The following is a 17,376-nucleotide window of genomic DNA, read 5'->3' on the forward strand; positions in this document are numbered from 1 at the left end:
GTCGTGGGGGCTGCGTGGAACAGGGGGTAGGAGCCACGGAGCGTGTGACACTGATACCGCCGCTCCCGGCTTGCTGTCTGTGCGCTGCAGGCAAATGCGCGGGGATGTGCGGGTGTGAGCGGACCTGTGATCGCGCTGGCCTGCGCGGCCGGGCTCGCTCGTGGGCGGCGGGCGGTGTGCGCTCGGGTGTGGTCGTGGCTGAGCGGACGTAAGCCGGTGTCGACGTTGACCATTTGCGACACGAGTATCTCGACCTCAATGGAGGACGTCGAGGGGTGGGTGAGGTCCTGGTACGATCGTTCGGGTACACCGTCGCGGCCCGGTATCTCGACAACCGTAAAAAGATGGTCGGAGAACGCTACTCGCACATCGAAGCCGGCGAACTCGGCGACGAGGCGACGGAGGCGATCAATGACGTAGATGGACTGTGAATTAACAATTTCTAGTCATCAATCGAAGCGGTCGGCGAAGCGGGCTCAACATTTTCGGCGGCGGTATCGGCTTGGAACTTCCCGAGGCCTTCTCGGAGCGTCCCAACTTGTTCGCTGAATTGGTATATCTCGGTCGTCATCTTCTAAACCATTGAATCTTGCCGGGATGCCGTCTCTGCAAGTTCGTCAGTGTTGGACGCCGTTTCAGAAACCGACTCTGAGAGTCCATCCACGATCGCGACGATTTCTTATGTCAATTCGGTCTACTCATAGGCGGCCCGATCGACCTTTTGAATGGCTGTATTCACCTCGATAACATCATCTACAATGTTCTCCAGTTGCCTGATCGCCTTACCGACCGTCTGACTTCCATCCGACACCCGTTGCTGGACGCCCATGATTTCCTGCCGAGTTGTGTCAACCTCATGTTGAACCTCACCAATGAGATTCTCCACGTCTGCCGTTGCCACACGCGTTTCTTCTGCCAGTTGTTTCACCTCACCGGCGGCAACACCGAACCCTTCGCTTGTATTCTCGGCCCTTGCCGCCTCGGTGCCTGCGTTCAGCGCAAGGATATTCGTCTCTTCGGCGATCCCGCCGATCAACTCCACAATGTCGGCAACCTCGTCTGTGATCTGGTCCAGACTCTCAACTGCCGACACAGCTTCTTGAGCCTGGTGATTGATTTCATCCAGAGCGCTCTGTGTATCCGACGAATTGCGCTCTGCCTCACAACCAGTTTCGGTAACGGTCTCAGTCTGATTCGCAATCTGAGTGACTGACGACGAGATTTCTTCAACGGTCGCGGACACTGTTGACAGTTCCTGAGCCGTATCGCTCAGCTGTTCTTGTTAAGTTGCACTCCGATCTGCCCTATTGATCAGAGCTATGAATACGACAGGAATTAGTTTTGACAAATAATTTGTGAAATATCTGAGTAGATGCTACCTGGGATTGGGTGAGAAGTGCTGTACCGAATGCTCGATCATGGTCTCAAACCGAGTAAGCGCGTGATGAGTGATGTCGACCTGGAGGGCGCCGAGACCCAGTTGACCCAAGCGTATATGCGAACTTTACAGTCCGTTGCGCGGGAGCACATTCATCCGACGCTGCTGGAGTTGGATGCGAAGGTCCCGAAGGGGCTCGCGTAGTGTCCCAACTGTGGGCGCGTAGGGCTGTCCAAGCGGGTGCGGTATCACGACCGTTGACAACAATCCCGCCCGTATTCAGTGTATCTGCCCAACTTTTATTCCCTCGAGTGGCCTGCGGTTACCACTCGGTCGCAAACACGTGGAAAAACTGCCGGACGACTCACTCACTGCGTTCGTTCGCGTCCGGTGAACCGCGCTCGCTTTGCTCGCGGACACCCGTGATCAGTGCGCTAGCTGAGTTCCTCAGTTTTTTACGACCAGAGGCCAAGCGGTCCAAGCAAACATCATCTTAGCTGGTTAGGGAGCGCCCACCAGCACGAACGGAGTCTCTGTGTCACCCTTTTTGATCTGGTGGGTCGCATCCGGCGCGATGTGGATTGCATCACCAGGGTGCAAGTCGACGGCTTCCTCATCGGCAGTAACCGTCGCTTCTCCCTCGACGAGCACATACACTTCTTCTTATTATTCGTCTTCATTGTTGTGTGCTTCCTTCGTTCATCCCAGCCCACAGTTAATGACCGTGACACCGACGTTCTCACACTGCAGCGCATCGCGAAGGAAGTGCATCCCGTCCTTGGTCCATTCGACGTCCCGATAGTTGATTTTCGTGAACGACATGCCATGCTCACGAATGCTCTGGCTGGGCAAAAGCACTGAGACGGATTACTAGCCAGTTGTCTTGGGAAGATCCTTTCTCCGCGGGAGCATAACCCAAGATGCAACCGCATTTCTTGCGGTGGTTACGACTCGTCTCGAACTGTCCCTCCGATAACGAGTGCCGCTGCGATGATCACCAGATTCCTCACGATGTACTGCCCCTCGACAGTCAACGCGTACGGGAATATAACGTAGACGACCTTCGGGATGACGACCAGTGGGAGGAACGTCCCTAAAAGTTGGATCGCCAGCAACAGAAACTCGACGCGTATGAGAGGGCGATGGAGCAAACAGAGACCGATTGGGTCCTCCCAGACACCGAGAACTGGGACGAACATCTCCGGCGGGACCGGGTATGCCGTCGATGCAACGAGGTCAGCGGCCGGCGAGACGCCGGGTATTTTCAGTCCACCGAGCCAGGTGAACACGGTACCGAGTGCCGCCCGGAGTGCCGGAATACTTCACCGCTCCATTAGCGTTGCAATCGTCGTGTCGACCGCATCGAGACGATCGCGATACTCCGGCCACCGTTGCCGTGTCTCTGATTCTCGGGTTGTCATAATATCACCAATCCGTACTGGCGCAACCGGCTAAAACCCTCTTTATGTCTCCATCTACCATGGACACACGGAGGCGGTGTGGGGAGAAAGCTACAGCCACTGTATAAAAACCAGCGACGGGCCTATCCTCGGGCTCGCAGTGCTAATTATTGGATAGAATATTTCTTCCATGCTATGTGGCAGATCGAGAACTATCGGGTTGAGACGACACCCATGTAAACCCGCCCAGTCCACCGTCGGCCGGCTATCATGGCGAACCAGTCCGACGTGCCGCATCTATCGTACAAATGAACAGCAGCGACCCAGTACTGATACTCATGGACATAAGTACGTGAAGACATCTGGAACTTCGATTCGATTGAGTCCAGAGAGCGCAGCATCACGAAGATCGTCGAGAGTGTCGAACAGACGGTTGCCAAGCTCTTGATCAAGCTGTCGCCAACACTCTTCCGCGGGGTTCAGCTCCGGTGAACCCCGCGGAAGGTAACACAGTTCGATCAGCGTGTCTTCGACGAATTCCTGGACTGCGTTGGCCGTGAAATACCAGGCGTTATCCAAGACGACGCAGATTTTCTCACCGAATTCGGTTTGGAGAGCGTCTAGCAAGCGAATCGTCGTGTCGCTGTTGAAATTCTCAGTACAGGGCAGAAAGAACGTCTCACCGGCATCGCTGACTGCACCGAGTAGCTTGATGCTGTCCCACGCGCCCGTCACCGGCAGTGACGGGCGCTCTCCTTCCGGAAACCACGCATATATCAGCGTCGAGAGTACCTGACGCGTCTGATCGATGGTCAGGATCGTGTATTCGTCGTCCAGGTTGTCGCGCTTTTTTTGAAGCCGTCTTGCCAGGCTTCTTGAGCTCTCTCGTCAGATTTATCGAACTCCGGCCGGGTTGTCTTCCAGGACAGCCCGGCCTCGGACATCAATCGCCGGACGTGGCGTTCACAGTACTCAACGTCGAATTCTTCGGCAAGGTAGTGACGAGCTAGTGGAACAGACCACGCGGGCGCGTCATAACCGACTTCTTCGGGTGATTCGTGGAGTGCCTCAACGAACTTGTCGTGCTGTTGGTCAAAGAGCTCAGACGGCCTCCCGGAATGGTGTTCATCGTAGACAACCTCCTCGAACGGCTCGTCGGCGAGCCGTTCGAGTCGATCAAGCCAGCGTGAGAGCCAGCCAGCAGCGTATCCATAGCGTTCAGCAACATCTTCCAGCGTCGCTTCGTCTTCTTCGAGGTAGTTGATCGTCGCCATAACCCGCTGTGTCGGCTTCTTTCCCTCGACCTCCGCCAAGACCTGGCGGAGGTCTTCCGTAGACACGTCGTTGAGGGAAGCCATACCGGGATAAGGTATCTCTCTTTGAAAAAGATTCAGCCGTCAGTATAATTTATAAACTGCCGGCTGTTAGTGTCTTAGTACTGTTGTTATTATATCACTCACAGGATATTACGGAGCAGAGGCGACCTACTATACTGCTGTGATGCTGCAACCCTTGGCGCCGGACGTACACGCTGAGGCGTCCCTCACCCTCCACTCTTAATTGACCTTAGCCACTGACTCTCTCTTTCTCATTCTCTAACAATGTAGAGTTATTCACTTTTTTGTGAATGTTCATGCTCTCTGTTGCCGTGGCTGATAGCGTCTCTTGTTCAACGCCGTGAGAGTGGACTATGACCATCATGCATTAGCTCGGGTCCCTACGGGAACCTGGTCCCACCTATGCCTATCGAGGGTGTCCGGTACGGCTGACTTTGACAGTGTGTCAGAGAGTCTCATCTAGCGACTCGAGACGCTGTGCGTAGTTGGTGATCAGCTTCGCACCGGCATCCGTGAGGCTGTACTCATTGGTCCGTTTGTCTAGTTCCGATTTTTCAACAAGTCCATATTCGACGAGATCGTCAAGGTTTGGGTAGAGCCTGCCGTGATTGACCTCGATCTCTAGTTGGTCAGCAATCCGGCGCTTGATTTCAAGCCCATATGGGTCGTCACCGGCCGCTTCGATCTCAGCAATTGCAAAGAGGAGTTCTTTCTCAAAGGTACTGAGGTCAGCTGCCGATACGTCATCGTGTGCGGAGGATCCGGGGTGGGTCATTACAGGGGTTTATATGAATGGAAGATCACGTTCCACTGGTTCAGAGTCTCTCGCATAAATGTAACAGGGAGATACATTTGAAAGTTCGGATACAAGACAACGATGTGTTCGTTTCTACATATATGCGGAAATTACATATTTATGTAAATTTATTTTATACACATTGTTATCCACCAAATTTTAAATCTAGTGTGCCATCCCCGTGGGGGTCGATCACTTTTTATTTTGTTAAATAAAATAATATAATTGACTTAGAGTTTTATATTATACAAAAGTAATAACTATTAAATCATAAATCCAAGAACAAAACTGAGCCGTGCGGTTTGGCTCTATTCTTGAGGCAGCGAAATTCATTCCAAGTGAAATGAATGAGTGCATGGCACTGTCTAGTTAGTGAGTTTGAAAAAGCGAAGAGTTCTCGATACCAGTGTCCATATTAATTGAAGAGCCCCCTCACCGAAAGCTTGGATACAGAATTTGACGACGTTTGGGAACGCGAGCGGACAAAGGGATTGCCGCTCCGAGAAACAGCTGCGATCTTAGACATGGTACACGTGGATCGTTCGCACCAAATGATCTGTCAGTGGACGCATTGGCTGCCCGACAGCTTCGCCGTCGCGGGTCGCAGCCTACGAAACCGCAATCCAGATCGACCGCGAGTGGTGCTAGATGTACGCGGCAATCGACATCGAGACTATGCTATTGTAAGATATCGAGGTGTTCGGCCACCATGGCACCGATCCGGCAGCTGCGTTTCTGCATCGACTTACTTAGAAACATGATCTCGAGGACACAACGTATCTTGCACATGGCTACGGCTACTTGACTACCCTCGGTCGATTAGTCTTGAACCTGTGGCGTGACTACACGGACTGAAACCACATTGATCGGTGGTTTTACATTTTCAAAGCCCGGACACACCGCCTCCATACGAGCTATGTGGGCAGTCGGCAGGCACTCAGAGAATGGTGTCGGCATCTTTGCCGCTATTACAACCGTCAGCGGCCGAATCAAGCGCTAAATGGACGAACGCCTCCAGGGCTAATTTAAATAGTGCCGGTACAATCTGTTATGAATGCACCGCACCACCGATCAAGGACCCCCTGACACCAATCACCTGCCACTGTTGGTCCCACATCGAAAATTCTGTACTGCGACCAGATAGTCAGTACTACACACTATTTCATTCACACAATCACGGCATAGAAGATGTGATGACGGTCAAAATGACAGAACTAGTAATGCTTCGTATTCATATTTCAGCCCCGGCGATTATGCTGGACCGGCGATGCTGAATGTGACTTCTCAAGAGTTATTAAATTATTTCGATAATTAAACTGATTACGGACTGCCAGCGCCACTAGAACACTGCAAGAGGGCGAGACTGAATCAGCATCTCTGGACCTCCCGGAGGCAGCATCGTCGATCTCATTCTCGTCATCGGCGACTGGAACTCTGGACTACTCGATCGACTATACCAAGCGGACCGCGTCGGAAAGTCCTGCCCTCGATTGGAACAATAGCGGCACGACCGACGCCAGTTACTCGGCTTCCTCAAATCGGGCCAGACGGCAACACTGGAACCGGCTGGCCTGCCGACTGGCTCACACACTGCTGCAACCTCGCTTACCGTAGACTTGGCTGACTAGACGATGGACTGGACAGAGATCACAGCGCTCGAAGATCCAACGCTGTCGGTTGGTGGCTCAACGGCAGGGATATATGCAGGCACCCCTCGATGGGGTGGGACTGCCACCCGATTAGTGAATTGACTCTCGCTCGGGAGTAACAACCTCACGTGGTCTGTGGCCCGGACAGACGGTGGATTCGGTGCGAACCTGACCTGGGACGAGACAATCCACATTGAATATGCATCCATCGATCTTGCCAGCGACGGCTCTTACGAGATCAGTCACGTTAGGACGATTACTCCCGGGTCGAGCGCGACCTGCGACGCGAGCGAGATCGGGCTGTCGACGGCCAGTCCCAATGTCGCGACGAACAACAACAGCGAAGTCAGGGTTGAGGTCCAGTACCGAGAGGTCACCCAAACTGAGAACCCCACTGTCAAAATGAAGGGCCAACAGACAAGGGAACTCGGCAAACTCACTGATGACGAGACGGTCCAAATTAATACGGATCCGTCGTGGATCAACAGTGGCACCAACCGCATCAACGTCTCACTCCGGGATGGCACGCTGTCGGCCGACGCCCCCAGTCCGAGATTGGCTTCGATTACACGCACGAGAGTGTCGACAACCAGACCGTCCAGTACACGGCCCAGTGCTGGAGCGAACGCTACAATGTCTCGCGGACCTAGCTCTCGGATCAGTCTTCAGCCTCGCTGACAATCCCGTTCAAGCACACCGTGCTGTCGATCCGGGATGTGGAGAAACGGGTCGGCTCCAACGACTGGACCGACCTGCAGTCCTCGGGCTGCGCCCTCGATGGCTCGCGACTCACCATCCAACTTGGCTCGGTTATTAAAAACACGGAAGTCGCGGCCCGGGTGGACGCTTCTCGCGTACGCGTCAGCAACGGCTCGATCACGTCCAAGAGGCGACCGAACAGGGCCGGAAGCTTGATACCCAAATCGCCATCGACGCGTAGAGTGACGACTCCTACATACAGCTCCGCAAGCGCGAGGCCAACCTGATCGCCTGCGCGTACGACTAGGACCAATCTGGCCCCACCGACGAGATGTGCGTGACCACCGATGGGGTACGTTGGCTTGGATTGCCGAACGCCCTCGAGTGGGGACAGACCCGGATCACAACGATTCCCGTTGAGGCCACGCCTCAGACCGGTGAGGTTACCCTCTCCGTGGGCCGGCCGTCGGCGACGGAACCGAAGTTCGTCGTCCAGCCAGGCCAGACACAGGGCGACGAGGTGGACTTCACGTTCACCGGCGCGGCAGATGGCACGGACTACATCCTCTACTCCTATACACAGGACATCGTCCGGGACCCGGGGACGGCCCAGAGCCCGCTGATGCTGGTCTGGTGACGACTCGGACGAGACGCTGCAGTTCCTCGCCGACGAAGGCGAGGTTGGTGGCCCTGATGACAGGATCGGCAGTAGCCTGGCGCTCGGGAACGCCCCCGCGGTCGCTGTCGCACAGGCTCATACCAATCCCCTCGGGACGCTCTTGGTCGGGATCACCGTGCTGACAGTGCTGCTTGGAGCCTACTGACCGGCCGAACGGCGGCGAAGCCCAAAAAAGGCTGGCTCGGCGACGTTGCGTCGTTCGTGTCGACCGAGGTTGTGCTGATAGGGCTATTGATTACTGGGATCGTCCCGGCGCTACGGTTCAATGTGCTGGCCCTGCCCCGGCCTGCGCTGTTCGTGGGCACGGTGTTCGGGATCGAGATGGTCGGGTACCTATTGCTGCGGTACTCTGGATACTTCGACTGGAAGACCTACGACGCGGCCTTGGCGCTCGTCGCCATTGCGTCGACGCAAATCCTCGTCCCAGAGGCCGTTGAGCAACTGCTCGGGTCCAATACCATCACACGGGACCCTTCCACTGGCGGCTGCCTTCGGGACGTATATTCTTTACCGGGCGGCCGAGGGCTGGCGGCGCGGGCAGATCACAGATACCGTCGTCGGCGGGCCTGTAGGTGACACTCAGCACTGATGTCGCTGACAAAATTCATCGCGCCGTGGGTCCCAATCGGGGGACTCGCACTGGCGTTGTTGTTTATAAATTATCACGTTTGGGAAGCTGTCGAACTCCTGGCCAAGATCGGAATGTGCGCGAAGGTCGGCATCGGGATGCTGGTACTGTTGGCTACCGGGATCGTGCTGGGTGTAATCAAGGGGATCAACCTGGCCCGATTGCTGTAGCTGTGCGGGCTAGTTGTGTTGTTTCTGTTGGAATTGGTGCCCATTTGAGCAGGAGTCGTGCCACCCTGTCGCCCTCCAAAGCTTAAGTTGCCTCGCCCGATGAATAGCAGTACAATGCCTGAGTGTTTGGATTAGCGCTGCCCATATATTGCCGGCCTTGTCGATAACCACGCGACAGTCGCGGTCACAATCGCAAAAAGATGGAAAAAACAGCATTGGATTTGACGTGCTGCTGAAATGCCGGATCAACCTCCCGGCCACGGAAAGCCTGGAGATTGTTACCGCCTTCGCTGATGAACACGAGATTACCCATCGGGTTGACGCCGACCCTAATACGAAGTATGAACCCCATCAGTTTGTCATCAGTCGCCGGCAGAGCATTCGTGAATTCCTGTATCTGATGCAGCCATATCTGGTCGTACGGAAAGAAGCGATTGATTTATTTTGTGAGACGATCGTCCCGCCGTTGGAGGCTGGCGATCACCGCTCGAAGGCATCACCTCTCTCGTTGATGCAGGACATCGAAACCTTCCAAGAGCAGGTCGGCCGCGCCAACCGCACGAAACATAACCTCGAATTCTTCCAGAACGAGTGGGGGATGCGAGCCCACTCCTAACAGTAGATGGAAATATAACGAACCGGCTGGTTAGTTTGTGTGCGCGCAAAAACCACAAGCGCTGATCACTGCTAAGACGGCCTCATACGTCCGTCTAACACACAAAGTATTTACCACACCCCGCATTTGACATGACTGTACCCCTACCCACCGGTGACACCAACGAGTATAGAACCCGTGTCCAATCGTGGACTTGGGGCAGAAAGTCGGTGACACCGCCCGAAACGCAACACAACACGACATATGACAAACACACGAGACAAAATTCGCAGTCTGTTCCTGACTGCACTGATGGTCTTCAGCGTTTTCGCTGGGTCCATTGTGTTTGCAGGATCAGCTGCAGCGGCCAACGCCTCGGTTGACACGCCCCTGAACCCGAACAGCGTTGGCGAAAATCAGGATGTACAGCACTCGATTACATTTACTGTCGGCGACCTTGGCGGCGACACGGAGACTGACACGGTCAGTGTGACGCTGCCGGACAGTCCGGACAGTACGTTTGCATCCCTGGACTCACTGACGGGGAACGGCAATGACATTTCCGGCCAGGCCACCGTTACGAACAATGGTAAGACCCTGGAAGTCACTGTCCCCGAATCGGTCACTAACGGCGAAGGTTCCGCGGCCGATGTCCAGATCGCTGCAACGTTCACTGTGTCCCACCCTGCGGTGAACGAGCAGAATGCTCCTCTTAGCGGACAGGTTGGGCTTGAGGTTATTGACACTTCTGGCGGCAACGTTGACACCAACGTTGCGACCCTAGAAGTCACTGACCGAGCTGGTGCAGGTGACCGTGGTGACGAAGGTGCCTACGACATCGCATCCAGCACTGGTGATATCGGCCCCGGCGCGACCATCTTCCAGGGCGAGGAAGACATCACTCTCGTTGCCGCTGACGGCACCGAAATTAACCCCACCAACTTCGAGCGAACCGCCGGCTCGAGCGAAGGAGAGACCCTCTCGGTCCCGGTCCCTGAAGATCAGCCGACTGGGTCTTACAACACCGAGTCTGATGGTAGTGGGACGTCGTTGACCGTTGACACGCCCCGCATCCAGACTCTGGAGGTCACCAACCAGAACGGTGATGACATCGCCGGTGGGGCCGTCAACGTTGACGACGCCACGGAACTGACGGTCGACGCGGAATACAACTTTGAGCAGGCCGAGCCCCTCAACGTCGAAATTGAGGACTCGGATGGCCTCGAAGTCACGGACGAAATCCTCGCGAACCCGGGTCAGGAACCGGTTATCACCAACAACGGTGAAGTGACTCTGGACCTCGCAGAGGATAATCTCGACAACGAAGAATACACCGTCACCGTCGAAGGTGACGAGGACCTGGACTTCGGTGAGGCAACCCAGAGCGTGACGTTCGACGTTACGACTGGCGAGGAAGCAACCATCGAAGCACAGGCCGACTCTGTCACTCGCGGTGAGAACGTCCAGTTCGAGATCAGCAACTCCGCCGAAGGTGAAACCCACCTTGTCGCCATTGAGGGCGGCGACGTCACCGGCGACACCTCGAGTGTCTTCCGGAACGTCGGCGACACGCTTGACACCGGTCAGTCCAACGACGGGCAGGCCGTCGCACTGGTCGAGATTGACGACGGCGTCGGTGTTGGCAGCATCAGCACTGGCGAACTCGACACGACTGATGTCGACGTCACGGTCTACGAAGCAAGTGTCGCCGACGCTGGCGACGACCTGAGCACGATCGATGTCGACACGGCGAACGACATCGATGATGACACCATCGAAGTCAACGAAGGGTCTGTGACCCTGGACAACCCGCAGGGGACCTACGTCGTTGGCTCTGAAGTCAACGTCAACGGGTCGACTGCGCCTGGTATTGAGGAAGTCGCGCTCTACGCCCGCGACGAGGGTGACTTCGAGCGTCTGCTGACGATCAACGTCGATGGTGACGACACCTTCGAGGAAGAAGACGTTGTCCTCAGCGACGACGGCGAAGTCGACACCAATGTTCTCAGCATTCCCGGCAGCTACCGGATCGCTGCGGTGGACGCCGGTGACGAAGATGTCGACACCGACGATGATGGAACGCCTGACGCAACGCTCACCTCTTCGGAGGTTAGCAGCGCCGTTGGCACGCAGGAATCTCTGCGCGTGACTGACACCGGCCTCACGGTCGACTATGTCAGCGTTATCAACGGCCAGGTTGCAACCGAAGACGCAGCGACCGGGCTGACGATCAACGGGACTGCCGCCGGGCAGGACTCGGTGAGTGTCAGCTTCTACGGTCCGCGCGGCACCTACGACCGGACGACTATCAGTGTTGACTCGAACGGCGAGTTTGACTCTGAGAGCGTCCAAGTCGGAAACAACGCGCCGGGCGAACTGAACTACGCCGGCAACGGCTACACAGGACCCAGCGGCGAAGTGACTGACACCTCGCTGAGCCAGGGTAACGTCGTCATGACGGTGTTCTCCAATGGCCGTGACAACCAGGGCGGTGACGGCGAATTCCCGCGCGGTGGCTTCTCCCAGTTCACGGAGGGGCTGAACGCGCAGTCGCTCACCCAGCAGCAGGTCATCGACACGGTTGCGAGTGAAACCACCGAGGACACTGGCAGCGACGACATCTCGCAGGCCTTCCAGTTCCGCTTCACGGAAGGCCGCGTGAGCGTTGACTCCGTCATGGGTGAAGCTGGCGAAATGTTCACCGTCGAGACCAACGACACGATGACGGTCTCCGGTGTGACCAACCGCCAGCCCGACGACAACACCATCACTGTGGAAGTCATCGAAGGCCCCAGCGCGAGCGCCCTCGACATTGAGTCGACGGAAGAGTGGGGCACTGATGGCCAGTGGAGTGTCGTAATCCCCACTGAGGGAGTCGAACCGGGCAACTACACGGTCGAAGCGAGTGTCGGTGGCAACTCCGACATCCGTAGCTTCCAGGTGACGGGCGACCAGCTCCAGGAGCCGACGCCGGAACCGACGCCGAACGAGACGGCAACGGAGCCGGAGCCGGAGCCTGAGCCGACCGACACCACCGAAGAGCCGATGGACACCACGGAAGAACCCGTGGAGACCACGGAAGCGCCTGCGGGCACCGACGAACCGGCAGAGACGACCACGAGCGGGGACGGGCCTGGCTTCACGGCCGCGCTCGCCCTCGTCGCACTGGTCGCGGCTGCCCTGCTCGCAGTCCGTCGCCGCGACTAACCACGGGAAACACTCCCGGTACTAATCGACGCTTTTTTCCGTCACTTGCCCACGAGCGACTGCTCCAGCATACGACACCACTAACGCCTAAAGCGTGCCGCCGGCTGGCAGCGGACGATACGACAGCGTTGTTGCTGAATGAAGCCCCGACCTCACAGTGGGTGCGAAGCGAGAATACACCTGGCACCACTAGACCAGTATGTCCGTACAGCGACTCGTGGCGATCGCGTATGGCTGGACACGCCTGTCGCGAGCGCAGCACTCATCAAGAGTAAAGACAGAATAGGGCCGACACCGCTGTCGACCCCCAGGTTGGCCAGTAGAACCAACGCTGTCGATGCGAATAAGTGTTGGCACCTCGCCACGCATGTACATGTTTATAGTGTGGCATTCTGTATAAACCCGACATCGACGGGCTTGCGGCGGTCTGTGTAGCGGGCTGTGGGTGGTGTATAAATGAGGGGTGTATTCTAGGAGTTACGCGCAGGGTTGTCAGTCCCCTTGTTTCAGGTGTAGTTGGAACCGATGACTCGCACGCTATACCGCGTTGGCTCGGTAAGTTTGGCAGTGGCACTGGCATTCGCACTAACACTGGTTGGCCTGACCGGCCCCGTCGCCGCACAGGCTGACGACCCCGACGACACGCAGTCCGACCTCGACAAGTCCATCGAGAAACTCAACACGTCGGCTGCCGAACAGCAAGAGCGTCACAACCTGACCCACAGCATGGAGCAACTTGACACCAGCGACGACGAACGGACCCTTGAGGATGCCATCGAACGGCTCGAATCTGATGGCTAACGCCCACGTTGGTGAACTCACCCTCTTGCAGTAGTAGGGATTTAGAATAGGGTCCGGCTGGCAGTCGACAGTGACTGACGTTCCGGGACGTCATGTGCTGTGAGGAGAACCACACGTTTACACGCTATGAGCAGTTACAGATAGAACCTGAGATTTTAGAGAATACAATATGAGATACGCAACCGAGGTTATAACGTGGGAAGACAACACTTTCCACCCGCTGGATAATGCGCTGGCTGATGAGGATGCTGCCCATCTGGAGGAGACATACTATATCAGCCCACTTCAGGATGGGACGTACGCCCATCTCTCTCGGTTCCGCGGAGATATGGCCGTCGCGAGAGACATTCTATCCGATACCGATGCAGTACTTGATTTGGAGGGCCCCACCGAGCAAGATGGGCTTGCCTATCTTCACACAGACCCCTCGCCACTACTCAATGAACTGATAACGACTCTATTTGAACACGAAGTGGTCTTGAAGTGGCCGGTCACACTGCTCAATGGCAACCCACGGGGGATGCGGGTAACACTGATCGGGACCGACGAGTCTGTCTCGCAGGCGCTGGCACACTCACCGCCGGGCGTCTCTGTGGAGTTAGAGCGGATTGGCCAGTTTGATGGCTCAGTGAGCCCGCTATTGGTCTCTCTCACAGAGCGTCAACAGGAGGTGCTTGCAACTGCTGTGTCGCATGGCTACTATGAGATGCCACGCGAAACCACGCAGGCAGAACTCGCCGCGGAACTCGATCTTTCGTCAGGGACAGTCGCGGACCACCTCCGCCGGATTGAGAACAAATTAGCCTCGACAGTCGCCGATTCGTGGGTCTAACAAGCAGTCGCAACGGAACCGGGCGTCAGGAAGAGTTGTCGGTTATGCCATCGGATTCGTCTCGGTAGCCCTCAACCTCGATGACCTGCTTCGTCTCGTCATGCGTGAGGTCGCTATCGGCCGAGACCACCGGCGCGTCCAACTCCCGTCCTCGACCCGGGGGAGGGCTCGATCTCCATCCGGCAGGCCAGGTCATCGAGGCCTTCGAATCGCCGATCGACGATCTGTCCTTCCCCACCGACCCACTCCGCGATCGCGATGCCTACTGCGAGGTCCGGATGACCGATGGCAGATCCGAAATTGTCTCGCTCGAATCCCGAAGTCGGCGCTGGAGAATCCCCTGGATTCCGGGCATCCGGGGGTGGGCGTCTGACCCGATTTCGGCGCAACCTCTCAGATTTCCGAGTTCCCTCCCGCAGGCGTGGATCACGAATAGGCAGGTACACCCTCCGCGCGTTCAGGGGGCACCCCACCCTCCCCCAAACGGCCGCGCAGTTTTTCAAAAATTCGGAGAGAACACTCTGCGTGGTTGGTGTCCGGGCTGTCAGCGGACAGTGCCTCTGGTGAGTGACTTAGGGACTGCTGGGACTGGATCTCTAGTCCGGTGTGGATATTCAAACATTTAGCTTTTCTTTACTTGTAAACATCATGTTACGATAACCGCTCCCTTCTGTCCAAAGTCCTTGTGGGGTTTACAAACAAACCGATATGACCCTTCTGTCTCGAACGTTTGCTCGAGATACACGCCGGCGTCGGCGTGGATTTGACTCGACCGAACGTCTGCGTCAACAAAGACCACATCATGTCCACCACCGTTTCCGGTCCATCGCCACTGCACGGTGGTTCCAGTCGAGATCGCGACTACTGGCGGGGCAAAAGCGAGGTGCCGATCACCGCTCTTCACACCGACCTGAATTGTCACTGTGTCCGTATTGGTTTTCTTAATGGCGTCGCCATCGAAGTTGTTGGCGTCTGAGAGCCACGTGGCCAGGTTGTCCGACAGGGACGGGCGTTCCTCGGGGGCGGTACCAGCATCGGACGGACTACCGGTACCCGACTCGGTGGCGGTGGCGTCTGATTGGTCGGTCAATAGGCAACCGGCTGCGCCAGTCAGCCCGACCAGACCGGCGGTCTGGATGAACCGTCGTCGGGTGGAGGGCGATTGCATCGCACATCGATGTGGACGACGTACGACGGTAAATGTGGCAACGGTTTTTCACATTTTGAAAACGGACTGCACCTTTTCTATTCATTTGTGCTCAAGACCCATGCGATGGCCGCCCGAAACCTCCTCGTCCTCCTCCTGGTAGTGTTAGCGGGGTGTTCCACTCTCATAGCACCGCCACAAGATCCTAGCCCCCCAGCAGGTACTGAATCGCCACCTGAGCAACAGTCCAACACAACCGCACCGACCGACGATAATACGTCTGAACCGACTCTGCCACAGATATCGGTGACAGGGGGCAATCTCGCGACGGATCCGATCCAGACCTTCCGCCGTGTCACCACACAACTCGGCATCAATTCAACCGTTGCAAACCAGTACAACGTCTCGATCAAAGTCATTACTCCAGAAAATGTCCGTTCGAGCCGAGAACCACCACGCTTTCTCCGCGTGCTAGGTGTGCAGGCCCCGGAGTACAGGACCAACCTCGCTGGACAGACAATCGGTGACGACGAGATTCGAATCAATCACGACGTTGCGACACAGCCACGAATCGCTGGCCTGCTCACCCACGAATACGTCCACATCGTCCAGCACAGTCGGGACGAGACTGGACAACTGTTCGATGTCGACACGAGCGGTTGGGACGAAATTCCACCGTCTGGACCCGAACTCCGTCTCCTGGACTCGTCTCTCACTGAAGGGGCTGCGACCCACGTCGCCGATCAGTACCAGCAAGCATACACCGACACGCTTCCCCAGGGAACACGCTATCGGCGTGCCTACGAACAGCGAGAGACCGCCGGTGGGCGGTACTTCATGGCTCCCTATTGGTTCGGCTACCGGTACGTCGCCGACCGGCTCGAAGACAACAGCACGCTCGCGTCGATTTACGACCAGCCACCACGGACAACTGAAGCACTCGTTCACCAGTACGACCCCGGTGCGGAACCGCCTGTTTCACTGTCCGTCAACGTTACTGCGGACCGATGGTGGCCAGACGACCGAGGCCGAGTCGGCGAACTTGGCACCCGTATCGCGCTCTCTGCACACCTCAATCGCTCGCGGGCCGCTGTCGGTGCTGATGGCTGGGGTAACGATGCCCTCGTTCCGTTTGAGCGCAATTCGAGCCGGGGCTACGTCTGGATCACTCGCTGGGACGATACTGCAAACGCAAGCGAATTCCGTACCGCACTGACGGCGGCATTGAACCAAGACGCAACGGCGACGGAAATGGGATGGCGTGACGGACAGGTCGTTTTCCGAATCCAGCAGGGTGAGGACTCTGAGACGGTCGTCGTTGTCGCCGGCCCGCCGAAATTCGCTCGCAACACTAGCATGGATATCAACCAGCGTGTGTCAGTGCAGGTTCGCTGAAGGTAGCTTCTTCTTCCGACCGAGTCGATCCTGTTTCAGGCATTGTGATCCGACGGGAGTATTTGACTGTGCTGTCGCGGAGGCGCTTCCGTTCAGTACTGAAAAGGAGATGATTTGTCTATCAATAGAACACCGGTTATTCCACGTTATATCTCAGTACTTTCTTGTGTCGAACGATCACCATACCGCCTGTACTAACCGTTCGCCGGACAGTGCTCACGGGAGTTTGCGAACCGGGCTCTAACACCCGCCACTGCAGGCCCGTCCCCAACGGTTTTTTCAGAGTGCCATCTACTGGTGGCTATGGCAGTGGTCCTCGCCAAACAGCTCTCAAACAAACCGGTCCTCAGCGCGGATGGCGCAGAACTCGGACACGTGTATAACCTCACGATGGATGCCAAGACGGGCGCACTCGAACATGTGATACTTGAGTCGTCCGACCAGGCGGTCTCCGGGTTCGAAACAACTGACAACGGCCGGCTCCGCGTTCCGACCCGCTGCATTGATGATCTTCCGCAAGCCCGGGACCTGACGGACCGTCGCGTGTGAGCGCTCGCATCCACCACGGCGGTCGGATCGAGGCCAGGATACGACTGGCTGGGCGGACACCTACCAGTCGAGGTAGTCCTGTTCCCACTCGCGGCGGGCCTCAATCTCGCGGCG

At 56.7% G+C, this 17,376-nt stretch carries 13 protein-coding genes and 4 pseudogenes; 11 read left to right on the forward strand and 6 right to left on the reverse strand.

The window, feature by feature from the left end; all coding sequences use genetic code 11:
- Positions 1 to 212 precede the first annotated feature (212 nt).
- Positions 213 to 431, forward strand: a pseudogene (locus EAF64_RS20500) (site-specific integrase); the annotation flags it as partial.
- Positions 432 to 694: 263 nt separating this feature from the next.
- Here EAF64_RS20500 and EAF64_RS20505 read toward each other — a convergent pair.
- From EAF64_RS20505 to EAF64_RS20525, 5 genes and pseudogenes are all read right to left on the reverse strand, one after another.
- On the reverse strand, positions 695 to 1,243 hold the full coding sequence (locus tag EAF64_RS20505; protein WP_193767787.1) for a methyl-accepting chemotaxis protein: 549 nt from the start codon (positions 1,241 to 1,243) through the stop codon (positions 695 to 697).
- Positions 1,244 to 1,879: 636 nt separating this feature from the next.
- Positions 1,880 to 2,200, reverse strand: a pseudogene (locus EAF64_RS21785) (cupin domain-containing protein).
- A gap of 122 nt (positions 2,201 to 2,322) precedes the next feature.
- A pseudogene (locus EAF64_RS20515) lies at positions 2,323 to 2,799 on the reverse strand (hypothetical protein).
- A 315-nt stretch (positions 2,800 to 3,114) separates the two neighbouring features.
- Positions 3,115 to 4,136 (reverse strand): IS630 family transposase gene (locus EAF64_RS20520; protein ID WP_394345759.1). Its coding sequence is split into 2 segments (ribosomal slippage): positions 3,115 to 3,632 and positions 3,632 to 4,136, totalling 1,023 coding nucleotides; the frame shifts between segments, so codons are not numbered across the junction.
- Positions 4,137 to 4,560: 424 nt separating this feature from the next.
- Positions 4,561 to 4,890, reverse strand: a complete 330-nt coding sequence (locus tag EAF64_RS20525; protein ID WP_129070845.1) for a PadR family transcriptional regulator — start codon at positions 4,888 to 4,890, stop codon at positions 4,561 to 4,563.
- Positions 4,891 to 5,330: 440 nt separating this feature from the next.
- Between EAF64_RS20525 and EAF64_RS20530 the strand changes: the two are divergent.
- From EAF64_RS20530 to EAF64_RS20565, 8 genes and pseudogenes are all read left to right on the forward strand, one after another.
- Positions 5,331 to 5,940, forward strand: a pseudogene (locus EAF64_RS20530) (IS6 family transposase).
- Between the two features lie 1,773 nt (positions 5,941 to 7,713).
- On the forward strand, positions 7,714 to 7,896 hold the full coding sequence (locus EAF64_RS20535) for a hypothetical protein (RefSeq protein ID WP_129070846.1): 183 nt from the start codon (positions 7,714 to 7,716) through the stop codon (positions 7,894 to 7,896).
- Positions 7,897 to 8,139: 243 nt separating this feature from the next.
- On the forward strand, positions 8,140 to 8,514 hold the full coding sequence (locus EAF64_RS20540) for a hypothetical protein (RefSeq protein WP_129070847.1): 375 nt from the start codon (positions 8,140 to 8,142) through the stop codon (positions 8,512 to 8,514).
- A 12-nt stretch (positions 8,515 to 8,526) separates the two neighbouring features.
- A complete protein-coding gene (locus EAF64_RS20545; RefSeq protein ID WP_129070848.1) occupies positions 8,527 to 8,736 on the forward strand; it encodes a hypothetical protein in 210 nt (69 codons plus the stop codon).
- A gap of 148 nt (positions 8,737 to 8,884) precedes the next feature.
- Positions 8,885 to 9,352, forward strand: coding sequence for a hypothetical protein (locus EAF64_RS20550; protein ID WP_129070849.1), 468 nt, complete (start codon positions 8,885 to 8,887; stop codon positions 9,350 to 9,352).
- Positions 9,353 to 9,595: 243 nt separating this feature from the next.
- Entirely contained in the window at positions 9,596 to 12,538 is a 2,943-nt protein-coding gene (csg, locus tag EAF64_RS20555; protein ID WP_129070850.1) for an HVO_2072 family ArtA-dependent S-layer glycoprotein, read from the forward strand.
- Positions 12,539 to 13,105: 567 nt separating this feature from the next.
- Complete coding sequence (locus EAF64_RS20560; RefSeq protein WP_129070851.1) at positions 13,106 to 13,339, forward strand: hypothetical protein; 234 nt, start codon at positions 13,106 to 13,108, stop codon at positions 13,337 to 13,339.
- A 169-nt stretch (positions 13,340 to 13,508) separates the two neighbouring features.
- Positions 13,509 to 14,171 (forward strand): helix-turn-helix domain-containing protein, encoded by a 663-nt coding sequence (locus EAF64_RS20565; protein ID WP_129070852.1) that lies wholly within the window; start codon positions 13,509 to 13,511, stop codon positions 14,169 to 14,171.
- Between the two features lie 646 nt (positions 14,172 to 14,817).
- Here EAF64_RS20565 and EAF64_RS20575 read toward each other — a convergent pair.
- Positions 14,818 to 15,339 carry a halocyanin domain-containing protein gene (locus EAF64_RS20575; protein WP_129070854.1) on the reverse strand — a complete coding sequence of 174 codons (522 nt, stop codon included), beginning with the start codon at positions 15,337 to 15,339 and terminating at the stop codon, positions 14,818 to 14,820.
- Between EAF64_RS20575 and EAF64_RS20580 the strand changes: the two genes are divergently transcribed.
- The gene (locus EAF64_RS20580; RefSeq protein WP_129070855.1) at positions 15,334 to 16,713 is read left to right on the forward strand and encodes a hypothetical protein; all 1,380 of its coding nucleotides are present in this window, start codon (positions 15,334 to 15,336) and stop codon (positions 16,711 to 16,713) included. The two genes, EAF64_RS20575 and EAF64_RS20580, sit on opposite strands and share 6 nt — an antisense overlap.
- Before the next feature lie 303 nt (positions 16,714 to 17,016).
- Positions 17,017 to 17,262 (forward strand): PRC-barrel domain-containing protein, encoded by a 246-nt coding sequence (locus EAF64_RS20585; RefSeq protein WP_129070856.1) that lies wholly within the window; start codon positions 17,017 to 17,019, stop codon positions 17,260 to 17,262.
- The last annotated feature ends 114 nt before the right edge of the window (positions 17,263 to 17,376 follow it).

This window comes from Halorientalis pallida, from assembly GCF_004118325.1.
In the GTDB taxonomy this organism is placed as follows: Archaea; Halobacteriota; Halobacteria; order Halobacteriales; family Haloarculaceae; genus Halorientalis; species Halorientalis pallida.